This is a genomic window from Ferrimonas futtsuensis DSM 18154, assembly GCF_000422645.1.
Classification (GTDB): Bacteria; Pseudomonadota; Gammaproteobacteria; order Enterobacterales; family Shewanellaceae; genus Ferrimonas; species Ferrimonas futtsuensis.
In genome coordinates this window covers 185,460-206,090 of record NZ_AUGL01000002.1, presented here as the reverse complement: position 1 = coordinate 206,090, position 20,631 = coordinate 185,460, and the positions used below count along the sequence as shown (strand labels likewise).

At 58.6% G+C, this 20,631-nt stretch carries 17 protein-coding genes; 8 read left to right on the top strand and 9 right to left on the bottom strand.

Going from position 1 to position 20,631, the window contains the following annotated elements; translation table 11 throughout:
• Nucleotides 1-165 precede the first annotated feature (165 nt).
• The gene (locus G505_RS0102910; RefSeq protein ID WP_028108217.1) at nucleotides 166-378 is read right to left on the bottom strand and encodes a Flp family type IVb pilin; all 213 of its coding nucleotides are present in this window, start codon (nucleotides 376-378) and stop codon (nucleotides 166-168) included.
• Between the two features lie 197 nt (nucleotides 379-575).
• Between G505_RS0102910 and G505_RS22645 the strand changes: the two genes are divergently transcribed.
• Entirely contained in the window at nucleotides 576-998 is a 423-nt protein-coding gene (locus G505_RS22645) for an A24 family peptidase (protein ID WP_028108216.1), read from the top strand.
• Nucleotides 999-1,145: 147 nt separating this feature from the next.
• Nucleotides 1,146-1,976: a LysR family transcriptional regulator gene (locus G505_RS0102900; protein WP_028108215.1), complete on the top strand. Its 831-nt coding sequence runs from the start codon at nucleotides 1,146-1,148 to the stop codon at nucleotides 1,974-1,976.
• 11 nt (nucleotides 1,977-1,987) lie between these two features.
• Here the strand turns inward: G505_RS0102900 and G505_RS0102895 are convergent, their stop codons facing one another.
• The 3 genes from G505_RS0102895 to G505_RS0102885 are packed head-to-tail and all read right to left on the bottom strand — an operon-like array spanning nucleotide 1,988 to nucleotide 6,604.
• A complete protein-coding gene (locus G505_RS0102895) occupies nucleotides 1,988-2,416 on the bottom strand; it encodes a hypothetical protein (RefSeq protein WP_035385013.1) in 429 nt (142 codons plus the stop codon).
• A gap of 43 nt (nucleotides 2,417-2,459) precedes the next feature.
• Nucleotides 2,460-3,152 (bottom strand): DNA-3-methyladenine glycosylase I, encoded by a 693-nt coding sequence (locus tag G505_RS0102890; RefSeq protein WP_028108213.1) that lies wholly within the window; start codon nucleotides 3,150-3,152, stop codon nucleotides 2,460-2,462.
• A gap of 26 nt (nucleotides 3,153-3,178) precedes the next feature.
• Nucleotides 3,179-6,604: a PAS domain-containing hybrid sensor histidine kinase/response regulator gene (locus tag G505_RS0102885; protein WP_028108212.1), complete on the bottom strand. Its 3,426-nt coding sequence runs from the start codon at nucleotides 6,602-6,604 to the stop codon at nucleotides 3,179-3,181.
• A 436-nt stretch (nucleotides 6,605-7,040) separates the two neighbouring features.
• On the opposite strand from G505_RS0102885, the gene acs reads away from it, so the two are divergent.
• Nucleotides 7,041-8,996, top strand: a complete 1,956-nt coding sequence (gene acs, locus G505_RS0102880) for an acetate--CoA ligase (RefSeq protein ID WP_028108211.1) — start codon at nucleotides 7,041-7,043, stop codon at nucleotides 8,994-8,996.
• Between the two features lie 640 nt (nucleotides 8,997-9,636).
• On the opposite strand, the gene G505_RS20410 is transcribed toward acs, so the two are convergent.
• Nucleotides 9,637-11,553, bottom strand: a complete 1,917-nt coding sequence (locus G505_RS20410) for a sensor domain-containing diguanylate cyclase (protein ID WP_051215835.1) — start codon at nucleotides 11,551-11,553, stop codon at nucleotides 9,637-9,639.
• 366 nt (nucleotides 11,554-11,919) lie between these two features.
• Here G505_RS20410 and radD point away from each other — a divergent pair, with 366 nt between their 5' ends.
• The 5 genes from radD to G505_RS0102845 all read left to right on the top strand — a co-directional run bounded on the left by radD (nucleotide 11,920) and on the right by G505_RS0102845 (nucleotide 17,769).
• Nucleotides 11,920-13,635 (top strand): DNA repair helicase RadD, encoded by a 1,716-nt coding sequence (radD, locus tag G505_RS0102865; RefSeq protein ID WP_028108209.1) that lies wholly within the window; start codon nucleotides 11,920-11,922, stop codon nucleotides 13,633-13,635.
• 128 nt (nucleotides 13,636-13,763) lie between these two features.
• Nucleotides 13,764-14,027 (top strand): GrxA family glutaredoxin, encoded by a 264-nt coding sequence (locus tag G505_RS0102860; protein WP_028108208.1) that lies wholly within the window; start codon nucleotides 13,764-13,766, stop codon nucleotides 14,025-14,027.
• A gap of 92 nt (nucleotides 14,028-14,119) precedes the next feature.
• A complete protein-coding gene (locus tag G505_RS0102855) occupies nucleotides 14,120-14,491 on the top strand; it encodes a nuclear transport factor 2 family protein (RefSeq protein WP_028108207.1) in 372 nt (123 codons plus the stop codon).
• 80 nt (nucleotides 14,492-14,571) lie between these two features.
• Nucleotides 14,572-14,997, top strand: a complete 426-nt coding sequence (locus G505_RS0102850) for a GNAT family N-acetyltransferase (RefSeq protein WP_035385012.1) — start codon at nucleotides 14,572-14,574, stop codon at nucleotides 14,995-14,997.
• A gap of 288 nt (nucleotides 14,998-15,285) precedes the next feature.
• The gene (locus tag G505_RS0102845) at nucleotides 15,286-17,769 is read left to right on the top strand and encodes an EAL domain-containing protein (RefSeq protein WP_051215834.1); all 2,484 of its coding nucleotides are present in this window, start codon (nucleotides 15,286-15,288) and stop codon (nucleotides 17,767-17,769) included.
• A gap of 55 nt (nucleotides 17,770-17,824) precedes the next feature.
• Here the strand turns inward: G505_RS0102845 and G505_RS0102840 are convergent, their stop codons facing one another.
• The 4 genes from G505_RS0102840 to pepT form a co-directional block, all read right to left on the bottom strand.
• Complete coding sequence (locus G505_RS0102840) at nucleotides 17,825-18,184, bottom strand: DUF4870 family protein (RefSeq protein WP_051215833.1); 360 nt, start codon at nucleotides 18,182-18,184, stop codon at nucleotides 17,825-17,827.
• Nucleotides 18,185-18,193: 9 nt separating this feature from the next.
• Entirely contained in the window at nucleotides 18,194-18,865 is a 672-nt protein-coding gene (locus G505_RS20405) for a sterol desaturase family protein (protein WP_051215832.1), read from the bottom strand.
• 82 nt (nucleotides 18,866-18,947) lie between these two features.
• Nucleotides 18,948-19,286 (bottom strand): antibiotic biosynthesis monooxygenase family protein, encoded by a 339-nt coding sequence (locus G505_RS0102830; protein WP_028108203.1) that lies wholly within the window; start codon nucleotides 19,284-19,286, stop codon nucleotides 18,948-18,950.
• 39 nt (nucleotides 19,287-19,325) lie between these two features.
• Nucleotides 19,326-20,543, bottom strand: a complete 1,218-nt coding sequence (pepT, locus tag G505_RS0102825; RefSeq protein WP_028108202.1) for a peptidase T — start codon at nucleotides 20,541-20,543, stop codon at nucleotides 19,326-19,328.
• Nucleotides 20,544-20,631 lie beyond the last annotated feature (88 nt).

Below are 20,631 nucleotides of genomic sequence, written 5' to 3'. Positions count from 1 at the left end.
CTTTTTGCTCTTATTCGGTATTGAGTCTGGCCGCCGACAGACTAAAAAGATGAATTATCGATTTAGACTGTCGGGGCAATTAGGCGCCGACAAATCCTTGGCGACTGGCAATTAATTGACGTCGATAACAAACCCCACCGTGGACAATTAATTGGCGACTGACAATTAGTTGGCAGTAGTCGCAGAGGTCATGTTGGTCTTAATGGAGCCAACAGCATCAGTCAGGGCGGTCTTCAGGGAGCCATCGTTGAATACAACCAGGATAATGGCGGACATGGCTACGGCGATGATGGCGTATTCTACGGCGGTTACACCACGCTCGTCTTTAATGTACTGACCGAAAGAGAGGTAGAATTTGGACTTGATGTAATCGAACATATGAAGATTCCCCCAGGAATAATTTGTTTGGCATCAATTGCCTTGATTGCTTTGCCGTTCCAATACTATGTTCGATCCGATTTTCCCCACTAGCCTTTTCTCCTTATATTTTTATAAGAAAAAAATGATAAAGTCTGATACAGTCGTTACGACTCGGGTTAACGTACGGATAAGACGGTAAAATTACGAGGTGAAAAGTGCTGCTGATCACTCTTGCGCTAGTGAGTCTATTTGCAATTAATAGCGACATAAGAGATAGAAAAATTTCAAATATTACAGTCGCTTTTGCCGGTCTGCTCACCGCAATTATTGCTCTTACCGGCCCTAGGGAACAGATTCAGTTGCTGTTGCCCATTATTATCATCGCTATCGGAATGGCGTTAATGATGCTTAATATTCTTGGCGCTGGTGACACCAAACTGCTGGCTGCCTACTCCCTGGGGATAAAACCTGAGCTGTTTCCCGGGGTGCTGCTGGTCATCACGCTGTTGGGGGCGACCATCGCCATCGCCATGATGATCATCAATCGCCGGCAAGCCAGAGAGAGAGGCGTGCCCTATGGGCCGGCCATCGCCATTGGCGGCTGCCTGGGCGTCATTCTCAGCAACCTCAGCCAGTAAAGTGTCAGGGCGACCGGAATGAAAAGAACCTAAAATCAAATGTAAAGCTGTTGGACCTACGTGCTCTGGATAGGCGCCAGGCCAAGACAATAAGAAACATATATCAATGACTTAGAATAAGAATGGATGCATTGACTGGGGATTGTGATGAATCGCTCTATCGATATCAAATTTCTGAAGACCTTCGCCTGTGTCGCTGACAAAGGCAGTTACAGTGACGCTGCGGCAACCCTGTTCATGACCCAACCGGCGGTCTCTCAGCATGTGCGCAAAGTGGAGGAGCATTTTGGCAAACGCCTTCTGGAAAAAAGCGCTGGGCTGAAACTGACCCGGGAGGGCCAACTGGTGTTCCACTACAGCCAGAGGGCAATTCGCCTGCAGGATGAGATGATGAGCGAATTTGCCAAGCTGGATCAGCAGCAGTTCCTTAAAATCTCCATCAGCGACGGCATTCGTAACGATCTGGTCAGCGCCATCGCCCAGGTCATTTCAGAATCCGCCAGCCTCAATCTTTCCATATCGCGCTTCTCGGTGATGACGCCCGCCATCATCGATGAGTCAGATCTCACCCTGGGATTTGCCTGGCCTGAGGAGAAATCCATGGCAAGAGACATTCTGGTGGAGCACCCCATGAGCTTGGTGTGCTCTCCAGATGATGCCCCGCTCTCCAAGGTGGTATTCAGCAGCATGCTGGAGCAGAGCCTTGCCCGAAGAATCATCGAAGAGAGTGGCCTGGAGAGTGATGAAGAGAGCCAGTGGCTGCAAAGTGAATCAGCCACCCTACTGGGAGACGCCGTTCAAGCGTCCGGCCAGGCCGTGGTGCTGCCAACCTGGAGCCTGCCGCAACAGGTGGAGCAGCGCTCTTTGGAAGCCTATCCCCTGGGGTTTTTCCTACGCGCCTCCAACCAGTTCAGGAAACACTTCGATATGTATGCTCTGACGGACAGGATACGGGAACTGGTGACACCGGCAGGCTAAGCCAACAACGACTAGCGCAGAATACCCGCCCTGGCCATCCGGCGGGCGAACAAGTAGAGGCCCAGGGAGATAACGAATATCGCTGCGCTGAATATCAGGGAAGTGGGGTCGCCCATCACCTCCAGGCCATTGCTCAGCACAAAGTTGTGTCCCATGGAGGCCACCATGGCGATAAAGGAGACCAGGAAGACCTGCACCGCCACCTCCCGGCGCAACAGCAGCAGCAGGGCACCAAGCACGCCCCCCCACACTGCCGTCGCCCAGCAGGCCACCACCCAGGCCGGCAATCCGTAGAAGAACGCCAACTGCGCCTCGGAGAACTGGGCCATATACTCCTCGTTGCGGGTCTGGGTCATCACGTAATCCAGGGCACCTCCCGCATTCCACAGCAGCGCCAGAGCCGCCACCAGCCAGAAATACCAGGGTGTTTTAGACTCCATAGCGTTCTCCTTCAGTGGCGCTCTCAAGACCAAATGGCCATCATCAGTGGCTCCCCCCCAGGCGGTTGTCCCCCACAGAGCAGGAGATCACCCGGGAGATGCTGGCCAGGGGCAGATCACTCTGCTGCTGCCACTGGTTGAAACAAGCCTGGGCCTGAGTGAGCGCCCGCTTACTGGTGGGCGCCCCCTCGATCAACTGATGCGCCTGCAGATAGGAGGTCACATCGCCTGTCATCAGGAAGGTATCTATCCCCACCACTCTCAGGAAATAGGGCCCGGTATTGCCACCCAGCCGGGCACCGCGCTTTTTCAGCTCGGCCCAGAGAGCCACCACCTCCCGACTCTGCCACTGACTGAGCCATCGACCGAAACTGCCATGCTCCTCGGCCAGTTCAGCCACCATCCGCGCATTGTCCAGCACCGCCTGCATCTTCTTGCCGTGGCGGATCAGCGCCGAATTCTGCATGCGCTGATCCAGCTGCTCCGGAGACATCAACACCAGTTTATGGGGCTCAAACCCCCAGAACGCCTCCTCGAAGGCGGGCCACTTGTTCTCCACCACCCGCCAGACAAAGCCCGACTTGAAGATCTGGGCGCTCATGGCGGACAACAGCCGGTCATCACTGGCCAGAGAGCCTTCGCTCTGTGGCGGCAGCAAGGCCCGCAAGGCGTCATCGCCTCCCTTACGCTCGGCGGCCCGTTGCCAGATCGCCTCAAACTTTTCCATCTTACTCATTGGGTTGAACCCTACCCTGTTCCAATCTAATCATGGTCTGCACCCGCCTTTTTCGCAATCAGCGAGGACACCATGGCCCTCAAGGCCGCGGGCTTCACCATCTTAGCCATGTAGTTGTACCCTCGTTGGGCCACCTCCTGCTTAAGCTCTTCGCGAGTGTCGGCGGTGATCAGCACCCCGGGCACCTGATCTCCGTAGCGCCGGCGAATCTCATCCATGGCATCCAGGCCATTTCGGTTGTCGTCCAGGTGGTAGTCCGCCAGCATCACGTCCGGTTTGAACCCCTGGAGTCCCATCTCTATCAGCGCATCCTCCAGGCTCTCCGCCAGGGCCACATCGCACTGCCAGCGCTGCAACAGGGTGGCCAGGCCCGCCAGGATGGTGGCCTCATTGTCGATGCACAGGACTTTAACCCCCTTCAGAGGGGATTGAGGCAGTGCCTTGGGTTTGGGTCTGGCGGCCACCGGAGAAGCACTGATGGGCAGAGACACCGAGAACATGGATCCCTCCCCCAAAGAGGAGCGCAGATGCAGCTGGTGATCCAGCACCTTGCTGATGCGATCCACAATGGCCAGTCCCAGGCCGATGCCGCCAACCCTGGCGTGCAGATTCAGCTGCTTAAACTCGTAGAAGATCTCACCCAACTTGTCCTCGGCGATGCCACAACCGTTGTCCCACACCTGAATCTCCAACCGGCCGCGATGGATCCTTGTTCCCATGACCACCCGTCCCCTGGGAGCGTATTTCAGTGCATTGGTGAGGAAATTCTGCACGATACGGCGCATCAAATTGGGATCGGTATTGATGGTGGCCGAACGCAGGTGGGCGCTGAAGCGCTGACCGTTGCTCTGAGCCAGGGCGGAAAACTCAGTCACCAGGGGCTCGAGGATGTCCATCACATTGACGTCGGAACGATTGACCTCCATGGTACCGGACTCCAGTTTGGAGATGTCCAACAGATCCGCCAGCAGGTCCCCGGCGGTATGCAGTGAGCCGGTAATGTTCTCTACGGTGGCGGTAAGCTCCTCGTCCAGCTTCTGATGCTGGGCCAGGGCTGCGGTAAACAACCTGGCGGCATTCAGAGGCTGCATCAGATCATGGCCAATGGCGGCCAGGAAGCGGCTCTTGCTCTGATTGGCCTCCTCCTCCGCCTCTTTGGCCACCACCAGCTTCTGGTTCAGCGCTTCCAGCTCACGGGTACGCTCCTCCACCCTGGCCTCCAGGGTGGCGTTGATGTTCTGCAGCGCCGCTTCCTGCTGCCGAAACTCGGTGATGTCGGTAAAGGTCATCACGAAGCCGCCACCGGGCATGGGATTGCCCCGGACGCTGATCACCCGGCCATCATCGCGGCGACGCTCGGAGCTGTGGGCACTGCCCTGGCGCATGAAATAGACCCGCCGGGCCACATGGTCCTCAATCTCGCCCGGGCCGCAATAGCCACGCTCGGCGTTAAAACGGATGATCTGCTCCACCGGCATCCCCAACTGCAGGAAGCCATCAGGGTAGTGATACAGTTCCTGATAGCGGTTGTTCCAGGCCACCAGTTTCAGCTCCTGGTCCACCACGCTCATCCCCTCGTAGGCGTGCTCGATCGCTCCGCGAAGCATATCCTGTGACAGCAGGATCTTGGCGGAGGCCTCATCCATCAGGGAGAACACCTCGTCCAGGGCCAGATCCCGCCCCCGCAAGACCGAGTCCATCACCAGGTCCGCAGAGGATGCCCCCAGCACACTGGAAAGCAGGCGCTCGGTATGGGCAATCAGCTCCACCGGGGCACTGCGCCCCCAGGAGCGGGAGTCCACCGATCCCGGGCTGAACTCGGAAAAGCTCTGATAGGCCCGGGTGGGGCCGACAAATCGGGACGCCAGCAGCAGCAGGTCATGCTGGGTGACCACCCCCAGCAGCTTGGTGTTGATCCGGCGCTCCTCCGGCAGCTGCACAAAGGCGCTGGTCTGAATCCGCTCCGCCACCCCGGCGCGGAATAGCAGGGAACCGACAATGTAAAACAGGGCATTGGCCAGCAGGGCCAGGAACAGATCCACCACCCCTTTGTTGACCCCGAACAGGCTGGATTGGTGGGCCAGTTCAGGCTGCAACACCACAGAGAACCACAATATGAAACCCACCGCCAAGCCACTGAGCACCCCACTGCGATTGCCCCCTTTCCAGTAGAGGCCACCAATCAGGCCGGGAGCCAATTGGGCGAAGGCACCAAACGCCAGCATCCCCAGCCTGGCCAGTGACTCCTGAGAGGTTATGGTCTGATAGGCCACCAGCCCCGCCAGCACCAGCAGGATAATGGTGATGCGACGGGCATTGAGCAGCAGGGTGGAAAACTGGGAGAAGTTCTGGCTGCGGATCTTGCCGGAGCGCAGCAACAGTGGCACCAGCCACTCGTTGGACACCATGATGGAGATGGTCACCACCGCCACGATCACCATGCCGGTGGCGGCAGAGATGGTTCCCAGCAAGGCGATCACCGAGGTCCAGAAATGACCGGTCGCCAGGGGCAGGCTGATCACCATGGTATCCGGTGCCACGCTGGCCGGCAGCAGCAGGGTGCCCGCCAGGGCCAGAGGCACCACGAAGATACCAAATGCCAACAGATACAATGGGAAAAGCCAGCGAGTCTGGTCGACGGCCCTAGGGTGATCACACTCCACCACCATCACATGGAACATTCTGGGTAAACAGAGGAATGCCGCCATGGACAGCAGGGTCTCCGGCATCAGTTTCTCCAGCTGCAATGCGTGGCTGTCGCCGCTGATCACCCCTTGAGCCCGGGATTGGGCAATGAGATCCCCAAGTCCGTCAAACAGACCAAACACCACCAGCAGCCCCACCCCGACAAAAGCCGCCAGCTTCACCAGGGATTCGAAGGCGATGGCCAGCATCAGGCCCGGGTTGTGCTCGGTGGCATCCAGTTTGCGGGTGCCAAACAAGATGGCGAACACCGCCAGACAGGCGGAGATCAGCAGCGCCAGAATGTCCCCCTCCAGGGCGGTGGTCCTGGGCTGGAACAGGCTGAAGCTGAGCACCATGGCCTTAAGCTGCAGGGCGATATAGGGCATAGCACCGAACACCGCAATCAGGGTCACCAGCGCCGCCAACAGCTGGGATTTGCCGTAGCGGGCGGCGATGAAATCCGCCACCGAAGTGATGTTCTGCTGCTTGGAGACGGTCACCAGCTTGCGTATCACCCCGAAGCCCACGGTAAACAGAAGGATGGGGCCGATATAGATGGGAATGAAGCCCCAGGGATCCGTGGTGGCCTGGCCCACGGTGCCCAGGAAGCTCCAGCTGGAACAATAAACCGCCAGGGAGAGGCCATAGATCCAACGTTTTACCCGGCTGGGGATCTGACGGATGTAGCGATCCCCTCCCCAGGCGATCAGGAAAAGCAGGCTCAGGTAACAGAGGGCGGCAACCCCGATAAGCAGCGTGGGTGACATAGGCGTAACTGTTTAGTAATTATGCCCTTATGATGCCAGCAACCCGGCTGAAATCACAATTTTCCCTTGCGCTGAGACCCCCCCCCCGTTAGCCAGACAGACGACCCTGATGCCGATCTCCCCGCCACTGAAGGGCTTTCGGGTCCCCATACCTCTCTGCGCCCTAAGTGGTCGGTCCTGTCCAGCCGTTGGCCGTCATCGCCGGCCCGGCGGGAAATCCCGTGAACCACCCCTGACCACCAAAATATAAACCTTCAATTTATCATGCACTTAACTCAGCATGCGGTTGTGGCTGGCAAAGGCAGCTCACCCCGCCTTCGGTCAGCCACTGCTATGGTTAAAAGCACGCTAGACCAATGTCTAATGGTTGCTCCGGTAGTGAGTTGCAAGACTCTACCGGGTAGACATCATTTTGAATAAAGAGAAGGATTCCTCGATGAGCACGCAGTCTCTCTATCCGGTGAATGCCGAACTCGCCGCCTCGGCGAAACTCAATGACGAACAGTACCGTCGCATGTACCAGGAGTCCGTAGTGAACCCTGAAGGGTTCTGGCGTGAGCATGGCCAGCGCATTACCTGGTTCAAGGACTACACCAAGATCCGCAAGGTCTCCTTCGACGACCACAACCTCTACATCAAGTGGTTCTATGATGGCACCCTGAACGCCTCCTACAACTGCCTGGACCGCCACCTGGACACCCGCGGCGACCAGCCAGCCATCATCTGGGAAGGGGACGACGACAAAGACCAGTTGACCCTGACCTACCGCCAACTGCATGAGAAGGTGTGCGCCTTTGCCAATGCTCTGCGCGGCCAGGGCGTGCAACGGGGTGACGTGGTCACCATCTATATGCCCATGGTACCCGAAGCCGCGGTGGCCATGCTGGCCTGTGCCCGCATCGGTGCCATCCATTCGGTGATCTTCGGTGGCTTCTCGCCCGACTCCATCGCCAGCCGCATCATCGACGGCAAATCCAAGGTGGTGATCACCGCCGATCAAGGCGTCCGCGGCGGTCGCGTCATTCCTCTGAAGGGTAACGTCGACGCCGCCCTGGAGAATCCGGACGTCACCACCGTAGAGCGGGTGATCGTCCTGCAGCGCACCGGCGGTGAGATCCAGTGGCAGGAGAATCGTGACATCTGGTGGCACGATCTGATGTCGGTCAGTTCCCCCTACTGCGAAGCCACTGAGATGAATGCAGAGGATCCGCTGTTTATCCTCTACACCTCCGGCTCCACCGGTACCCCCAAGGGTGTGCTGCACACCACAGGCGGTTACATGGTGTACGCCTCCATGACCCACGAGTATGTGTTCGACTACCGAGAAGGTGAGATCTACTGGTGTACCGCCGATGTGGGCTGGATCACCGGCCACTCCTATATGGTCTATGGTCCCCTGGCCAACGGTGCCACCCTGCTGATGCATGAAGGGGTGCCCAACTGGCCCACGCCCAAGCGCATGGGAGAGATCATTGACCGCCATAAGGTGAACATCTGCTACACCGCCCCCACCCTGATCCGGGCCCTGATGGCCGAGGGTGAGGAACACTTCCAAGATTTCGACGGCAGCAGCCTGCGCATCCTCGGATCGGTGGGCGAACCCATCAACCCAGAAGCCTGGCGCTGGTATTACGACGTCATCGGCAAGGAGCGCAACCCCATTGTCGACACCTGGTGGCAGACCGAGACCGGCGGCATCCTCATCACGCCGCTGCCCGGCGCCACCGACCTGAAGCCCGGCAGTGCCACCCGCCCCTTCTTCGGGGTGCAACCGGCGCTGGTGGACAACATGGGCAACCTGATCGACGGCCCCGGCGAGGGTAACCTGGTACTGCTGGACTCCTGGCCAGGCCAGATGCGCAGCGTCTACGGCGATCACGACCGCTTTGTGCTCACCTACTTCAAGACCTTCCGAGGCATGTACTTCACCGGCGACGGTGCCCGCCGTGACGAAGATGGCTACTACTGGATCACCGGCCGGGTGGACGATGTGATTAATGTGTCCGGTCACCGATTGGGCACCGCCGAGATCGAGAGTGCCCTGGTGGCACACCCCGAGGTGGCCGAAGCTGCGGTAGTGGGCTATCCCCACGACATCAAGGGTCAGGGGATCTACGCTTACGTCACCCTGACCAAGGGTACCGAGGAGACCGAGGCCCTGCGCCAGACTCTGCGTCAGTGGGTGCGCTCCGAGATTGGTGCCCTGGCAACCCCGGACCTGATTCAATGGGCCCCGGGCCTGCCAAAGACCCGATCCGGCAAGATCATGCGCCGCTTCCTGCGCAAGATTGCCGCCAATGAAGTGGGTGCCCTGGGGGATGCTTCTACCCTGGCGGATCCAACGGTGATCGACGATCTGATCGAGACCCGTCTCAACCGCAATGAGGGTTAACCCCATTTCACACTCTGTTTTGTGACCTTCCGACCCCGCCTGGCGGGGTCTTTTTTTGGCCAGGCAAAGCAACACTCCGCCAATGGTCACCAACGCGTTTCAAAGATGGCGTAGCCAGGAGCCTGCCCTCCCACGCTGGAATCACTGTGTTTGGTGCTATTAAGACCTTTCTGATGCCGGAGTGCGTCCGTGTCGGCGGGACCGTACCGGCGACTTTCGCCACGCCTTAATGCAGCAGAGGAGATGGGCAGTCATGAGGGGTGCACGGCGAGGGGCCCAGACCCGGTTGCTGCCGGGCTGCCGATGGTCGCCGTGGAGACCGGGTTTGCCTGAGCGGGTCCGACAGGCATCTGGCGTAATCAGGCTTGGTCTGGCTGGGGGTAGATACGGCACTTTCTGCACGGGGCAGGCTTGTACCCCAGGGTGTACTGACACCTGGGACAAGGCCGGTCCCGCTTGCTCGCCTTATCGGGCACGATCACCACAGGGGCAGGCTGAGGTTTGGGCCTTAACTTTAGCAACACGAGCACCAAAGCCGCGACCGCGACGATGCCGATAATCAGATTAATCACATCTGCCTCCTGGGAAAAACCGCTTCACCTTAGCGGTTTAGCCCCAGGATGTCTGTGAGATAGAACACTTATCCCAGAGTCTGAGAATCCGCTTCAAACTGCCCCTGAGAGCGAGTCACCCTGTTCCTTCCATCGTGTTTGGAGCGGTACAGCGCCGCGTCCACCCGACTGATCAGCTGATTGAGCTTCTCTCCCGGTCTCGCCTGGGCCACCCCCAGGCTCACGGTCACACTGCGCCCCACAGGCTGAGGAAGCTCGGCCACCTTATCCCTGAGCTTCTCCGCCAGTTGCGCGGCTCCAGGCTCCTCGGTACCTGAACAGATCACCAGAAACTCCTCGCCTCCCCAGCGCCCCAGGTGATCCACCTTACGCAGGTTCTGCTTGAGGCACTGAGCCACCTGAGCCAGTACCGCATCGCCGGCCTGATGGCCCTCGGTGTCGTTGATCGTCTTGAACCTGTCCAAATCCAGCAGAATCACGGAGAAAAACTGACGGTATCTCTGGTAACGCTCCATCTCCTCTTCCAGCAGTTGATCCAGGCGACGACGGTTGGCCACATTGGTGAGCTCGTCGGTAACCGACATCTTCTCCAGAGCCTTACGGTCGGTCACATCCACAGACACCTCGGTGTAACCGGACACGGCCCCCTCCTTGTCAAGGTCCGGGGTGATCACCGTATTGACCCAGTAGGTCTCTCCCTGACGACTCAGCTGCATCAGCTCACCGCGCCAACTTCCCCCCCGGGTCACCACAGCGCGAATCTCGTCATAGAGACTCTGCTGGGCATCAGGATGACGAAGCAACTCATGGGTGCGCCCAAGCAGTTCCCAGGATTTGTAACCCGACACCTGACACAGGGCTCCGCTCACGTGGGTAATGCGCCCGGCACTGTCGGTACTGCTGGAGATCACATGGGTATCCAGAGTTTCAGTGCTGCTTCGCAGTTTCGCCAGGGCATCCTGCAGCCGTTGCTGCAGCCCGGCGGGAATGACCGCAGCCAACCAGGCAAGGGGGAAGGAGATGAGAATCACGCTGGCGGCGATCAGCAGCGCCGCCAGGGTATTGGCGTGCATCAGTTCGCTGAGTGCCTCCTCCTTGGGAACCACCACCAGCTCCAAAGACTCCCCGTTTTGAATCAGCGCATCGAGGCTGAATCGATACAGTCCTTCGGCGGTTTCCCACCGTTCGGGTATCAGCTCCCTGATGGAGGGCCGGTTATCCAGATACCGGCTCCAGGATAGCTTGGGGTTGGGGTTCACCAGCACCTCACCATCCCCATCCACCAGATAGACATCAAACTCCGGAGCCCGACTCAGGGAGTCCAGGGTTGCCTGAGCCTCAGTATTGAGAATGACGATGCCAGCAAAGTAGTTCCCCAGGTAGACCGGGGTGGCCACCCTCAGGGTGGGGCGAATGGGCCGCTCGAGCCGTCCGCGCTCCCGATTCAGGTCCAGTCTTGAGTGCCAGAACTGCTGAGCCGCCAGATCCTGAGTTTCCTTAAAGTAGTATCTGTGACTCTTGTCCTGCAACAGGGCGTCGGTTATCACCCGAGGCTCAACAGCCCCCCGAGCCCTGTCTACCCGAACCCTCTCCATGCCGGACCGGTCCAGGAAACGCACTTGCATCAATTCCCCGTGAGAGCGCGCAACCAGGCTGAAGAGATACTGCAGAGCCTCCAGGCGTTCCGGGCTGGGGGCCACCAGATACTCGGTCATCAGCGGATTCTCCGCCAGGGCCAGGACCAACCCGTTCAATTCCTGAACACGCCCCTCCAGCATCTCCAGCTTCTGCTCCCTGAGCTGATTGAACCTCTGATGAATGGAGGCCTCGATGCTGGTGGACTGCATCCGGTAATGGATGAAGGAGGAGAGCAGGGCTACCGCAGCCCCGAACAGAATAAAGCAGGCGGATAACAGCAGATAGCTGTGCCGCTTGGTCAGTGAATCCACACCCAACCAGCGGTTCAGCCATTGAAACTTTTGCACAGATGCCGCCCCCCGGAGTAAAACCGCTTAGCCCATGCTAACGAAAAATTGTGATCCACCAAGCAAAAAGCCGGCAGCCCACACAAACTGACAACAGGAGATGTAAGTCAGGACTCAAATTTATGTAATTATCCAACTTTTTGTGGCTGGCATTTAACCAAGGTGTTCACATATTGAGAACCTTAGCATCATAGGGCAACCAGAACCGTGGGCGAACCTCTTTCGAACACCGCTCACTAAAAATGCGATCTCATCCCGGTTAACCCGAAGCCGGATCCCCGCAATGACTCCCTCATCCGCCAGCCAGCTTGAGCACAGGGCTGAGCCGGGCTAGGATGCCCCTAATTACCATCACTCCCATCATTCATGCAACTTCGTCCCTATCAGCAGGATGCGGTCAAGGCTGTCATCCAACACTTCAGGCAACACCCATCCCCTGCCCTGCTGGCTCTGCCCACAGGAGCGGGAAAAAGTGTCATCATCGCCGAACTGGCCCGGCTGGCCAGAGGGAGGGTGCTGGTGCTCACCCATGTTCAGGAACTGGTGGAGCAAAACCACAGTAAATTGGTCGCCATGGGCCACCAGGCTGACATCTACTCTGCCGGCCTGGGTCAGAAACGGGCCAGTGGCAAAGTGGTGTTTGCCTCCATCCAGTCCCTTGCCGCGTCAGACCAGACGATGGCGCAATCCTTCTCCATGGCGATCATCGACGAATGCCACAGGGTCAGCCTCAAAGGAGAGAGCCAGTACAGCCGGGTGATTCAGGCGCTGCAAAAAGCCAATCCAGAGGTGAAACTCCTGGGGCTGACCGCGACGCCCTATCGCCTCGACGGTGGCTGGGTCTATCAGAAGCACATCAACGGGACCCTGAGAAGCACGGAGCCCAAGCCCTTCGAGACCTGTGTGTTTGAACTCCCCATTGGTCAGTTGATCAAGCAGGGGTACCTGACGCCCGCCCGGGTCATCGATGGCGCAGTGGCGTCCCTATTGCTCCCCTCCGACGACGCCCAGGCGGACACCATGCTGATCAATCAGGGACGAGCCACCTCACTGATCTGCGACCAACTCAGCAAACTGGGGCAGCACCACCAGGGCGTGCTGGTGTTTGCCGCCACCGTGCGCCATGGCCAGGAGGTCTTATCGAAACTTCCCCAGGGCGAGGCGGCGCTGATCACCGGGGAGACCGCGGCGTCACAACGCGAGACCATCATTCGGGAGTTCAAGGCCAGAAAGCTCAAGTATCTGGTGAATGTGTCTGTGCTGACCACCGGCTTTGACGCTCCCCATATCGATCTCATCGCCATCTTGCGCCGTACCGACTCCGTCGCCCTCTATCAGCAGATGGTGGGACGGGGCCTGCGTCTGGCCGAAGGGAAACAGGAGTGCCTGGTGCTGGACTTCGCCGGCAACGGCTACTCGTTGTTTTCCCCTGAGGTGGGGGAGCCCAAGCCAAAAGCCGATGCCCAGGTGGCCATAGTGCCCTGCCCCAAGTGCGGCCACGAAAACCACTTCTGGGGCAAGCACGATGACAATGGTCTGCTGCTGGAGCATTACGGCCGCCGATGCCAGTCACTGAATGAGGAGCAGCAACAGTGTGATTTTCGATTCCGCTTCAAGGAGTGTCCCGACTGCATGGCGGAGAACGACATTGCCGCCCGTCACTGTCAGGCCTGTGACAAGGCCCTGGTGGATCCGGATAAGCGCCTCAAGGAGGTACTCAAACTCAAAGACTACCTGGTGCTACGCTGTGCCGGCCTCTCCCTGAGCCCCCACACGCTGAAATCCGGTCAAGCGGGCATCAAAGTCACCTGGCACGACGAAGATGGTGTGGAGCTGCAGCAGATCTTCGGCTTCACCACCCCGGGTCAAAAAGGCGCTTTCTACCACCACTTTGCCAGGATGCACCTCCGTTCCCCCGGAGCGCCCTTGCGATTGCCGGATGTCGATGCGGTGGTGGCCGCCGCACCGCTGTTCCGCCACCCGGATTTTGTTATTGCCCGCAAGGAAAAATATGGCTGGAAGGTGATCGAAACCCTGTTCGACTATCAGGGGCGCTACCGAAAAGCCGATAGTGCCTATTAGGCATACCGATTAACATAATGTAAACACTTATAATATATAGAAAAACATCTTCATGCTGGGATCCTGCCCCATTTAGGAGATTCCGTCGTCTGTGGTATAAATACCCCATCGTTTTAAAGGAGAGTCCCATGTTTGTAGTTATCTTTGGCCGTCCCGGCTGCCCCTACTGTGTTCGCGCCAAGCAGATCGCCGAGACCCTGACCGAATCCCGCGAGGACTTCAAGTTCCGCTACGTGGATATGCACGCCGAAGGGATCAGCAAGCAGGACCTGGAAAAAACCGTTGGCGCGCCCGTTGCCACCGTGCCTCAGATCTTCATCGACCAGGAGCATGTTGGCGGCTGTACCGAATTCGAAGCCTTCGCCAAAGAGAATCTGGGGCTCTACGCCTAACGCTTCTGCCTCAGGGCGACCCCTGTCGCCCTGCACCCCCGCCCTTCCGGTGTTATGCTTTTCTCATCAGGCCTGACTATCCGGAGGCGCTTATGCATCATCACACCCTGATTAACGCCCTCAAGGCCAGCCAGAACTGGATCAATCAGTTTAACCACGGCAATCTCGATTATTGCGTCGCCAGCTTCGCCGATGGCGCGACTCTTGATGTGACCCCCATGGGGCAGTACACCGGCCAGCAGCAGATTCATGATTTCTGGCAGGCAATGCTCCAGTCCGGAGCCAACGATCTGGTCTACAGAAACACCCAGGTCACCCTCATCAGTGATGATGAGGTCCGGTTGTGCGGCCAGTGGCAGATGAGCATCGGCCGGGGCAAGATCCTGGCCGAACACTGGTGCCGTCAGGGGGACGGCCACTGGAAGCTGGCCTCAATGAAGCTCGAATTTTCCGAGCAATTTTAGGGTTTGGTTTCGGCGGAAGTTGCATCTGGCCCGAGTGGACAGTACCTTAGTGCCGTCACCCAGCCCAAGAGATCAATAACATGGACAGTTTACAGCTGACGCCTGTCTCCCCGCCGGACCAGAGCGAAGTACAGGTCCTGAAACAGGGGCTGATCGGATTCAACGATGCCGTTGCAGGCTCCATGCAACATGAGACTGTTGCCTGCTTCATCAAGGATGAAGAGGGCAGAATTGTCGGTGGTATCGCTGGAGAAGTGAAGTTGGGCTGGCTCCATGTGGATGGCATCTGGGTGGATGAGGACAAACGACGCTGCGGTGCCGGCACCCGTTTGCTGAATCAGCTGGAAGGCTACGCCCATGCCAAGGGTGCCCATGGCATCTTCATCAAGACCACCAACTACCTCGCCCTGGAGTTCTACCAGCAGCACAGCTACGAGGTCTTCGCCAAGCTGGAGGACATGCCTCCCGGCTACATCAGCTTCTTCCTGAAAAAAGAACTGGGATAGCACGTCGCGAATCCGCTTGACCTCCAGGCAAAAGCGAGTGCCTTGAAGCCCCCCTCACAGGCACGCAATCCCAAGGTCCGCCGGTCTCTGCGGACGGCTTCCCTCTCAGCTGATGCATCGCGCCCTCGCACACCCTTTATCCCGGTGCAAGCCATCGGTTCCCAATGGCCAGGCGAAATGAGATAATGCCAGCACAAAAATCGGCCTGACCACCCAGATAGTCAGGCAAATCACTATTATTATTAGCGTTATTGGTTTTGGCCTGTTAGAGCCTAGGGGAGCATCTGAGTGGCAGTACTGAATCCAGAGTGGCTGGACACAAGCGTCTTTGCAGATCTGGGCCAGAACTGGCGCCCCTCTATGGTCCTGCTGGCTAACACAGCCGGCGCCAGGGGAGTCATCCTTCACGTAGACCAGGGAGCAGAACCCATTCTGCTCTGCGACGCCAATCGCTGCTCCCCCCAGCAGCTGGCCTTTATCCTCACCCCGGTGGCAGAGCAGCTTCGCGCCAGCCTCAACTACTCCTCGGATAAATCAGCCCAGGATCCCAGGCTGCACCTGAAAGAGGTGTTCTGGCCCAACGGCGTGCTGTTCGGCCTTGTCTGCCTCTATGGCCCGACTCAACTGAATGACGACGCCCGACTGCTCAGGGACAACCTCTGCGGCCGAATGGAAAACGACCTGGCCAGACAGCTTAAACAGCGCACTGATACTCAGGCGGCAGAGGACACGGCACTCAGAGGCATCACCCTCAACGATTTTATCAACAGCATCGAGGATCATGTCTGGATCAAGGACGCCAGGGGCATCTACGTCGCCGCCAACCAAAGTGTGGTTCGTGACTGGCAATGTTCGCCCCTTGGGCTGAACGATACCCAGCTGTTCGGGCCGGAGCGGGCAGCCCTGTTCGAGGAGGCCGATAACCAGGCGATTCGGCAATGCCGACAGATGGTGGTGGAGGAGTGTGCCGACCCTGGAGATCCGGAGCAGCAGACCTGGCTGGAAACCATTAAAAGCCCCATTATCGATAAGCAGGGAGAGCTGTTGGGGGTGATAGGCATGACCCGTAACGTCACCCAGCGCCGGGCCTTTCAGGAGCAGTTGACCCTGGCAGCCACGGTATTCGCCAACTCCGCCGAAGGGGTGATGATCACCGATCACCGGGGCACCATCATCGAGGTCAATGAAGCCTTTTGCCGCATCACCGGCTACAGCCGGGAGGAAGCTCTGACCAATAACCCCAGGATCCTGAAGTCGGGCCGCCACGACCAGCCTTTTTATCAGTCCATGTGGCAAAGCATGCTGGACCAGGGGCACTGGCACGGGGAGGTGTGGAATCGGCGAAAAGACGGCACCCTCTATCCGCAGATGGCTACCCACTCGGCGGTGTATGATGATGAAGGAGGGATACGGTATCTGGTGGCCCTTTTTTCCGACATCTCTCTGCAGAAACAGACCGAAGAGCGACTGGCCCACATGGCCTACCATGATCCGCTCACCGGCTTGCCAAACCGGGTGCGTGTCCACAGCCAACTGGACCAGGAGATACTTCGCGCGAACCGCAACCAGAGTGAACTTGCGGTCGTGTTTATCGATGTGGATCACTTCAAGCTGATCAACGACAGCCGCGGCCACCTGGTGGGGGACGAGGTGTTGTGTGAGATTGCCCAGCGCCTCAAAGGCCAATTGCGAAGCTCTGACACCGTGGCCCGGATCGGCGGTGATGAGTTTGTCATTCTGCTTCCCGAAGTCGGCGGGGCCACCGCCGCCACCAACATCGCCAGTGGCCTGATGAGCCTTTTCCAACAACCTGTAGCCCTCAGCACCGGAGAGCAGTTGAAGCTCACCGGCAGCATGGGCATCGCCCTCTATCCCGAGGATGGCAGCAGCAGAGATACCCTGCTCCGCAATGCCGACACCGCCATGTACCGGGCCAAGCAGCAGGGGCGAAACAGCTTTGCCTTCTATACCCACACCTTGACCGAAGAGTCCATGGAGCACCTTAAGGTGCAGAGTGCCCTGCACTCCGCCTTGGAGCGGGAGGAATTCTACCTGGTCTATCAGCCTCAGGTCGACCTCAACAACGGCGCTCTGGTGGGACTGGAAGCCTTGCTCCGCTGGCACTCCGAAGAGTTGGGCAACGTCTCCCCCTCCCGGTTCATTCCCGCGGCGGAACGGGTCGGCCTCATCGACGAAGTGGGCCTGTGGGTTCTGAGGCAAGCCTGCCATCAGGGGGCCAGCTGGCTTGCACAAGGGCTGAGCTTCGGGCGGATTGCCGTTAACATCACCGGGCCTCAGCTGCTGAAAGGCAACTTTGTCAGCGAGGTGAGTCAGGTCCTGTTGGACAGCGGCATGCCCGCCTCGGCGCTGGAGCTGGAGGTGACAGAGAGCTTTATGATTCAGAATCCGGAGGAGTCTATTCGTCGACTGCGACAGCTGAGGAACATGGGGATCCATATCTCCATCGATGACTTTGGCACCGGCTACTCCTCCCTGAGCTACCTCAAGCGACTGCCCCTCAATACCCTGAAGATTGACCGCAGCTTCGTCAATGGCGTTCCGGGCGATCAGGACAGCCGCGGCATCGTTGAAGCGATCATCTCCATGGGCCACTCACTCTCCCTGACAGTGATCGCCGAAGGGGTGGAGAGCCCGGCCCAGGCGAGCTTCCTCAGTGACAGCGGCTGTTTGCTGGCGCAGGGGTTCCTGTTCAGCCGCCCTCTGACCTCAGACAGACTCACCAAGTTGCTGATCGAGGAGATGAAGCCGTAAGACAGGCGGCCATGCCGGGGACCCAAGCAGGCCGCTGACCTCACCGAGTCTTGCTTTAGTCCTGAAAACTGCGGTTGTCCATCAGGCGGATCAGCCCCTTTATCAGTCGGTACAGGGTCCACAGGCCCATGGCAAACAGCACCAGCAATCCCAGCCCAAAGGGGATCAGCACCACCCCCAACAGGGCCAGCCCCAGTCCCCACCAGAAGGTGGTCACCATATTCTGGTAATGATCCTCAAATCGGGTACCCCGGGCGTCCGCCCGCTTGAGCATGGCCCAGATGGCCCCCACCAACCACAGTATTCCGGTAAAGGCGCCGGCCAACATTAACCCATAGGCGATAAGCCCATGGGTTTTAGCGCTGTCCTCTTTTTCAGTAAAGCCGCCCTGGGCGTGCAGATCCGTTTCTGACATGAGTACTCCTTACTCTTTTGATGACGTTTGCCCCCCGGGCTCACGGGGAGAGTCGGTACCCAGCAGCCAGTCGGTCAACGGCCAGGTAATATTGAAGTTGATGCGATTCATCCATTTAGGGTGGTGATGCAACCTGTGCCGCTCCCTCATGGCGTCCAGCGCACCAATGCGAAACAGCGGGTGATCCGCGGGAAGGTGCCAGGTGAAGTGACAGATCTCATAGAGCAGATAGGCGAACACCGTGCCCATCAACCACAACCACCCCAGGTTCGCTGAAAACAACTGAGCCAAACCCCACCCCAATGCGCCATTGGCCAGGATCACCAACAGGATTAGATAGAGGGGAAACAGCACCACCCGCCAGTCGCGGTGGCTCTGCCAAAGCATATCCAAATGGGTAAAAAACCTATGATGATCGCCACTGTGGCGCTGATAGAACAGCGGCAGCAACCGGGTCCGGCGGTGCCCCAGCCAACGATGAGCCCCATACTCAAGCAGATTACCGGTTACCAGGGCTGCCGGCAGCGTCAGCCACTGCCAGAGAGAGGGGGATTGGAGCTGAATGGCGCTGTAGCCTAGGGCGACCACTCCGATGACCAGCACGGCACCGGCGTGAAGGTAACCGGAATAACCCGTTGCGATCCCGCGCCGATACTCGTGCTGAAATCCCTGCTGTGACATGCTGCCCCTCCTCAGATGCTGGCCTCAAGCTAACGGCTGAACACGCCAGAGGCAAACCGGAAGGGTTGAAAGCGACCGAATTTCAGGCCAGATGGTCAAAATAGGCGTCAATTTGGCGGTGATCGCCGGCATGATCCCGCTCCACCAAAGCGGTGCGCACGCGATAGTGGCGAATCAATGCCTTGGCGGCAGGGTCCTCGGACAGCTCCTGTTGCAGGTGCCGTTGCCACTGCTGAACATCTTCCCGGGTCAGCCAGAAGGAGAGGCTGAGCAACTTATGCTCATCCATCAGACTCTGAAACCGCTCGATGGAGACCAGCCCCCGGTGACCACTGATCATCACCAGTAACCGTTCCGCCAGGGCGGTAAACGCCTCCTTGCCGGATTGTGTCGGATAGATCTCCAGTATCACCGCAATCATAGGTGCTCCATGGCGGGGCCAAGCCCCGCCGTCATCGATTTAACGTGTCGCCGTCAGCTGACAGAGCCTGACGATGACCGCCACTGCCTGCTCCATCCCCTCCAGGGTGATGAACTCATGCTTTCCGTGGAAGTTGTAGCCTCCAGTAAAGATATTAGGACAGGGTAGCCCTTTATAGGAAAGCACCGCCCCGTCGGTTCCACCACGGATGGGCTTGATGTCCGGCTCAACACCGCACTGCTGCATCGCCTCTTTGGCCAGCTCAATGATGTGAGGATAAGGCTCCACCTGCTCTTTCATGTTGCGGTAGCCATCACTCCATTGCAATTCACAGGGGTTGCCCGCCCGGGTGAAGGCGTCGGCCTGAGCCTGCAGGTAGGCGCGCCGACGAGCCAGGGAGTCGAGGCAGAAGTCCCGGACGATGTAGTGCAGGCTGGCCTCGGCGGTCCCCCCCTTGATCCCAACCAGGTGATAGAACCCTTCGTAGCCTTCGGTGTGCTCCGGCGTCTCACTGGCTGGCATCTGCTGATGAAAGCCGGTGGCCAGTGTCAGGGCGTTCACCAGCTTGCCTTTGGCACTGCCTGGGTGCACCGAGTTGCCACTGAACACCAGGGTGGCGCTGGCGGCATTGAAGTTCTCATACTCCAGCTCACCCACTGGGCCGCCATCGATGGTGTAGGCCCACTGGGCACCGAATTTGGCCACATCGAATTCGCTGGCGCCCAGACCGATCTCCTCGTCGGGCGTAAAGCCGATGCGGATGGGGCCATGCTCGATCTGCGGATTGGCCTTGATCACCATCATGGCGGTGATGATCTCGGCAATGCCAGCCTTGTTGTCCGCCCCCAACAGAGTGCTGCCATCGGTGGTGATCAGGGTTTTGCCAATCAGAGCGTTCAGCGCCGGATACTGGGCAGGGTCCAGTTTCTCCCCCTTCTCACCCAGGACCACCACCCCGCCGTCGTAGTCAGGGATAATCTGCGGTCGCACATCCTTACCGGACGCATCGGGGGCAGTATCCATGTGGGCGATAAAGCCGATGGTCGGCACCTGACGCTCGGTATTGGCCGGCAGGGTGGCCATCACATAGCCGTTGTCGTCCAGAGAGACATCCTCAAATCCCAGGTTGGTCAGTTCATCAAACAGGGCTCGGGCCAGCACCAGTTGCCCGGGGGTGCTGGGCAGGGTGTCGGACTCGGCATCAGCCTGGGTATCAAAGGTTACGTAGTGAAGAAAGCGATCTAGCAGCTTGTCCATGGTGGCTCTCAGTAGCAATCAAAGGGAGCCATTATGCCGCGCCGGGACGGTGGCTGACGGTGCGGTGGATCAAGCTGCCGGCAAAATT

Bases quoted from the DNA above. Each gene is read 5' to 3' on its own strand.
- G505_RS0102890 (WP_028108213.1), bottom strand. From the start codon at position 3,152: ATGAGTAAGATGGAAAAGTTTGAGGCGATCTGGCAACGGGCCGCCGAG.
- G505_RS0102885 (WP_028108212.1), bottom strand. From the start codon at position 6,604: ATGTCACCCACGCTGCTTATCGGGGTTGCCGCCCTCTGTTACCTGAGC.
- G505_RS0102840 (WP_051215833.1), bottom strand. From the start codon at position 18,184: ATGTCAGAAACGGATCTGCACGCCCAGGGCGGCTTTACTGAAAAAGAG.
- acs (WP_028108211.1), top strand. From the start codon at position 7,041: ATGAGCACGCAGTCTCTCTATCCGGTGAATGCCGAACTCGCCGCCTCG.
- G505_RS0102910 (WP_028108217.1), bottom strand. From the start codon at position 378: ATGTTCGATTACATCAAGTCCAAATTCTACCTCTCTTTCGGTCAGTAC.
- radD (WP_028108209.1), top strand. From the start codon at position 11,920: ATGCAACTTCGTCCCTATCAGCAGGATGCGGTCAAGGCTGTCATCCAA.
- G505_RS0102850 (WP_035385012.1), top strand. From the start codon at position 14,572: ATGGACAGTTTACAGCTGACGCCTGTCTCCCCGCCGGACCAGAGCGAA.
- G505_RS0102895 (WP_035385013.1), bottom strand. From the start codon at position 2,416: ATGGAGTCTAAAACACCCTGGTATTTCTGGCTGGTGGCGGCTCTGGCG.
- G505_RS0102830 (WP_028108203.1), bottom strand. From the start codon at position 19,286: ATGATTGCGGTGATACTGGAGATCTATCCGACACAATCCGGCAAGGAG.
- G505_RS0102900 (WP_028108215.1), top strand. From the start codon at position 1,146: ATGAATCGCTCTATCGATATCAAATTTCTGAAGACCTTCGCCTGTGTC.
- G505_RS0102860 (WP_028108208.1), top strand. From the start codon at position 13,764: ATGTTTGTAGTTATCTTTGGCCGTCCCGGCTGCCCCTACTGTGTTCGC.
- G505_RS20405 (WP_051215832.1), bottom strand. From the start codon at position 18,865: ATGTCACAGCAGGGATTTCAGCACGAGTATCGGCGCGGGATCGCAACG.
- G505_RS0102855 (WP_028108207.1), top strand. From the start codon at position 14,120: ATGCATCATCACACCCTGATTAACGCCCTCAAGGCCAGCCAGAACTGG.
- pepT (WP_028108202.1), bottom strand. From the start codon at position 20,543: ATGGACAAGCTGCTAGATCGCTTTCTTCACTACGTAACCTTTGATACC.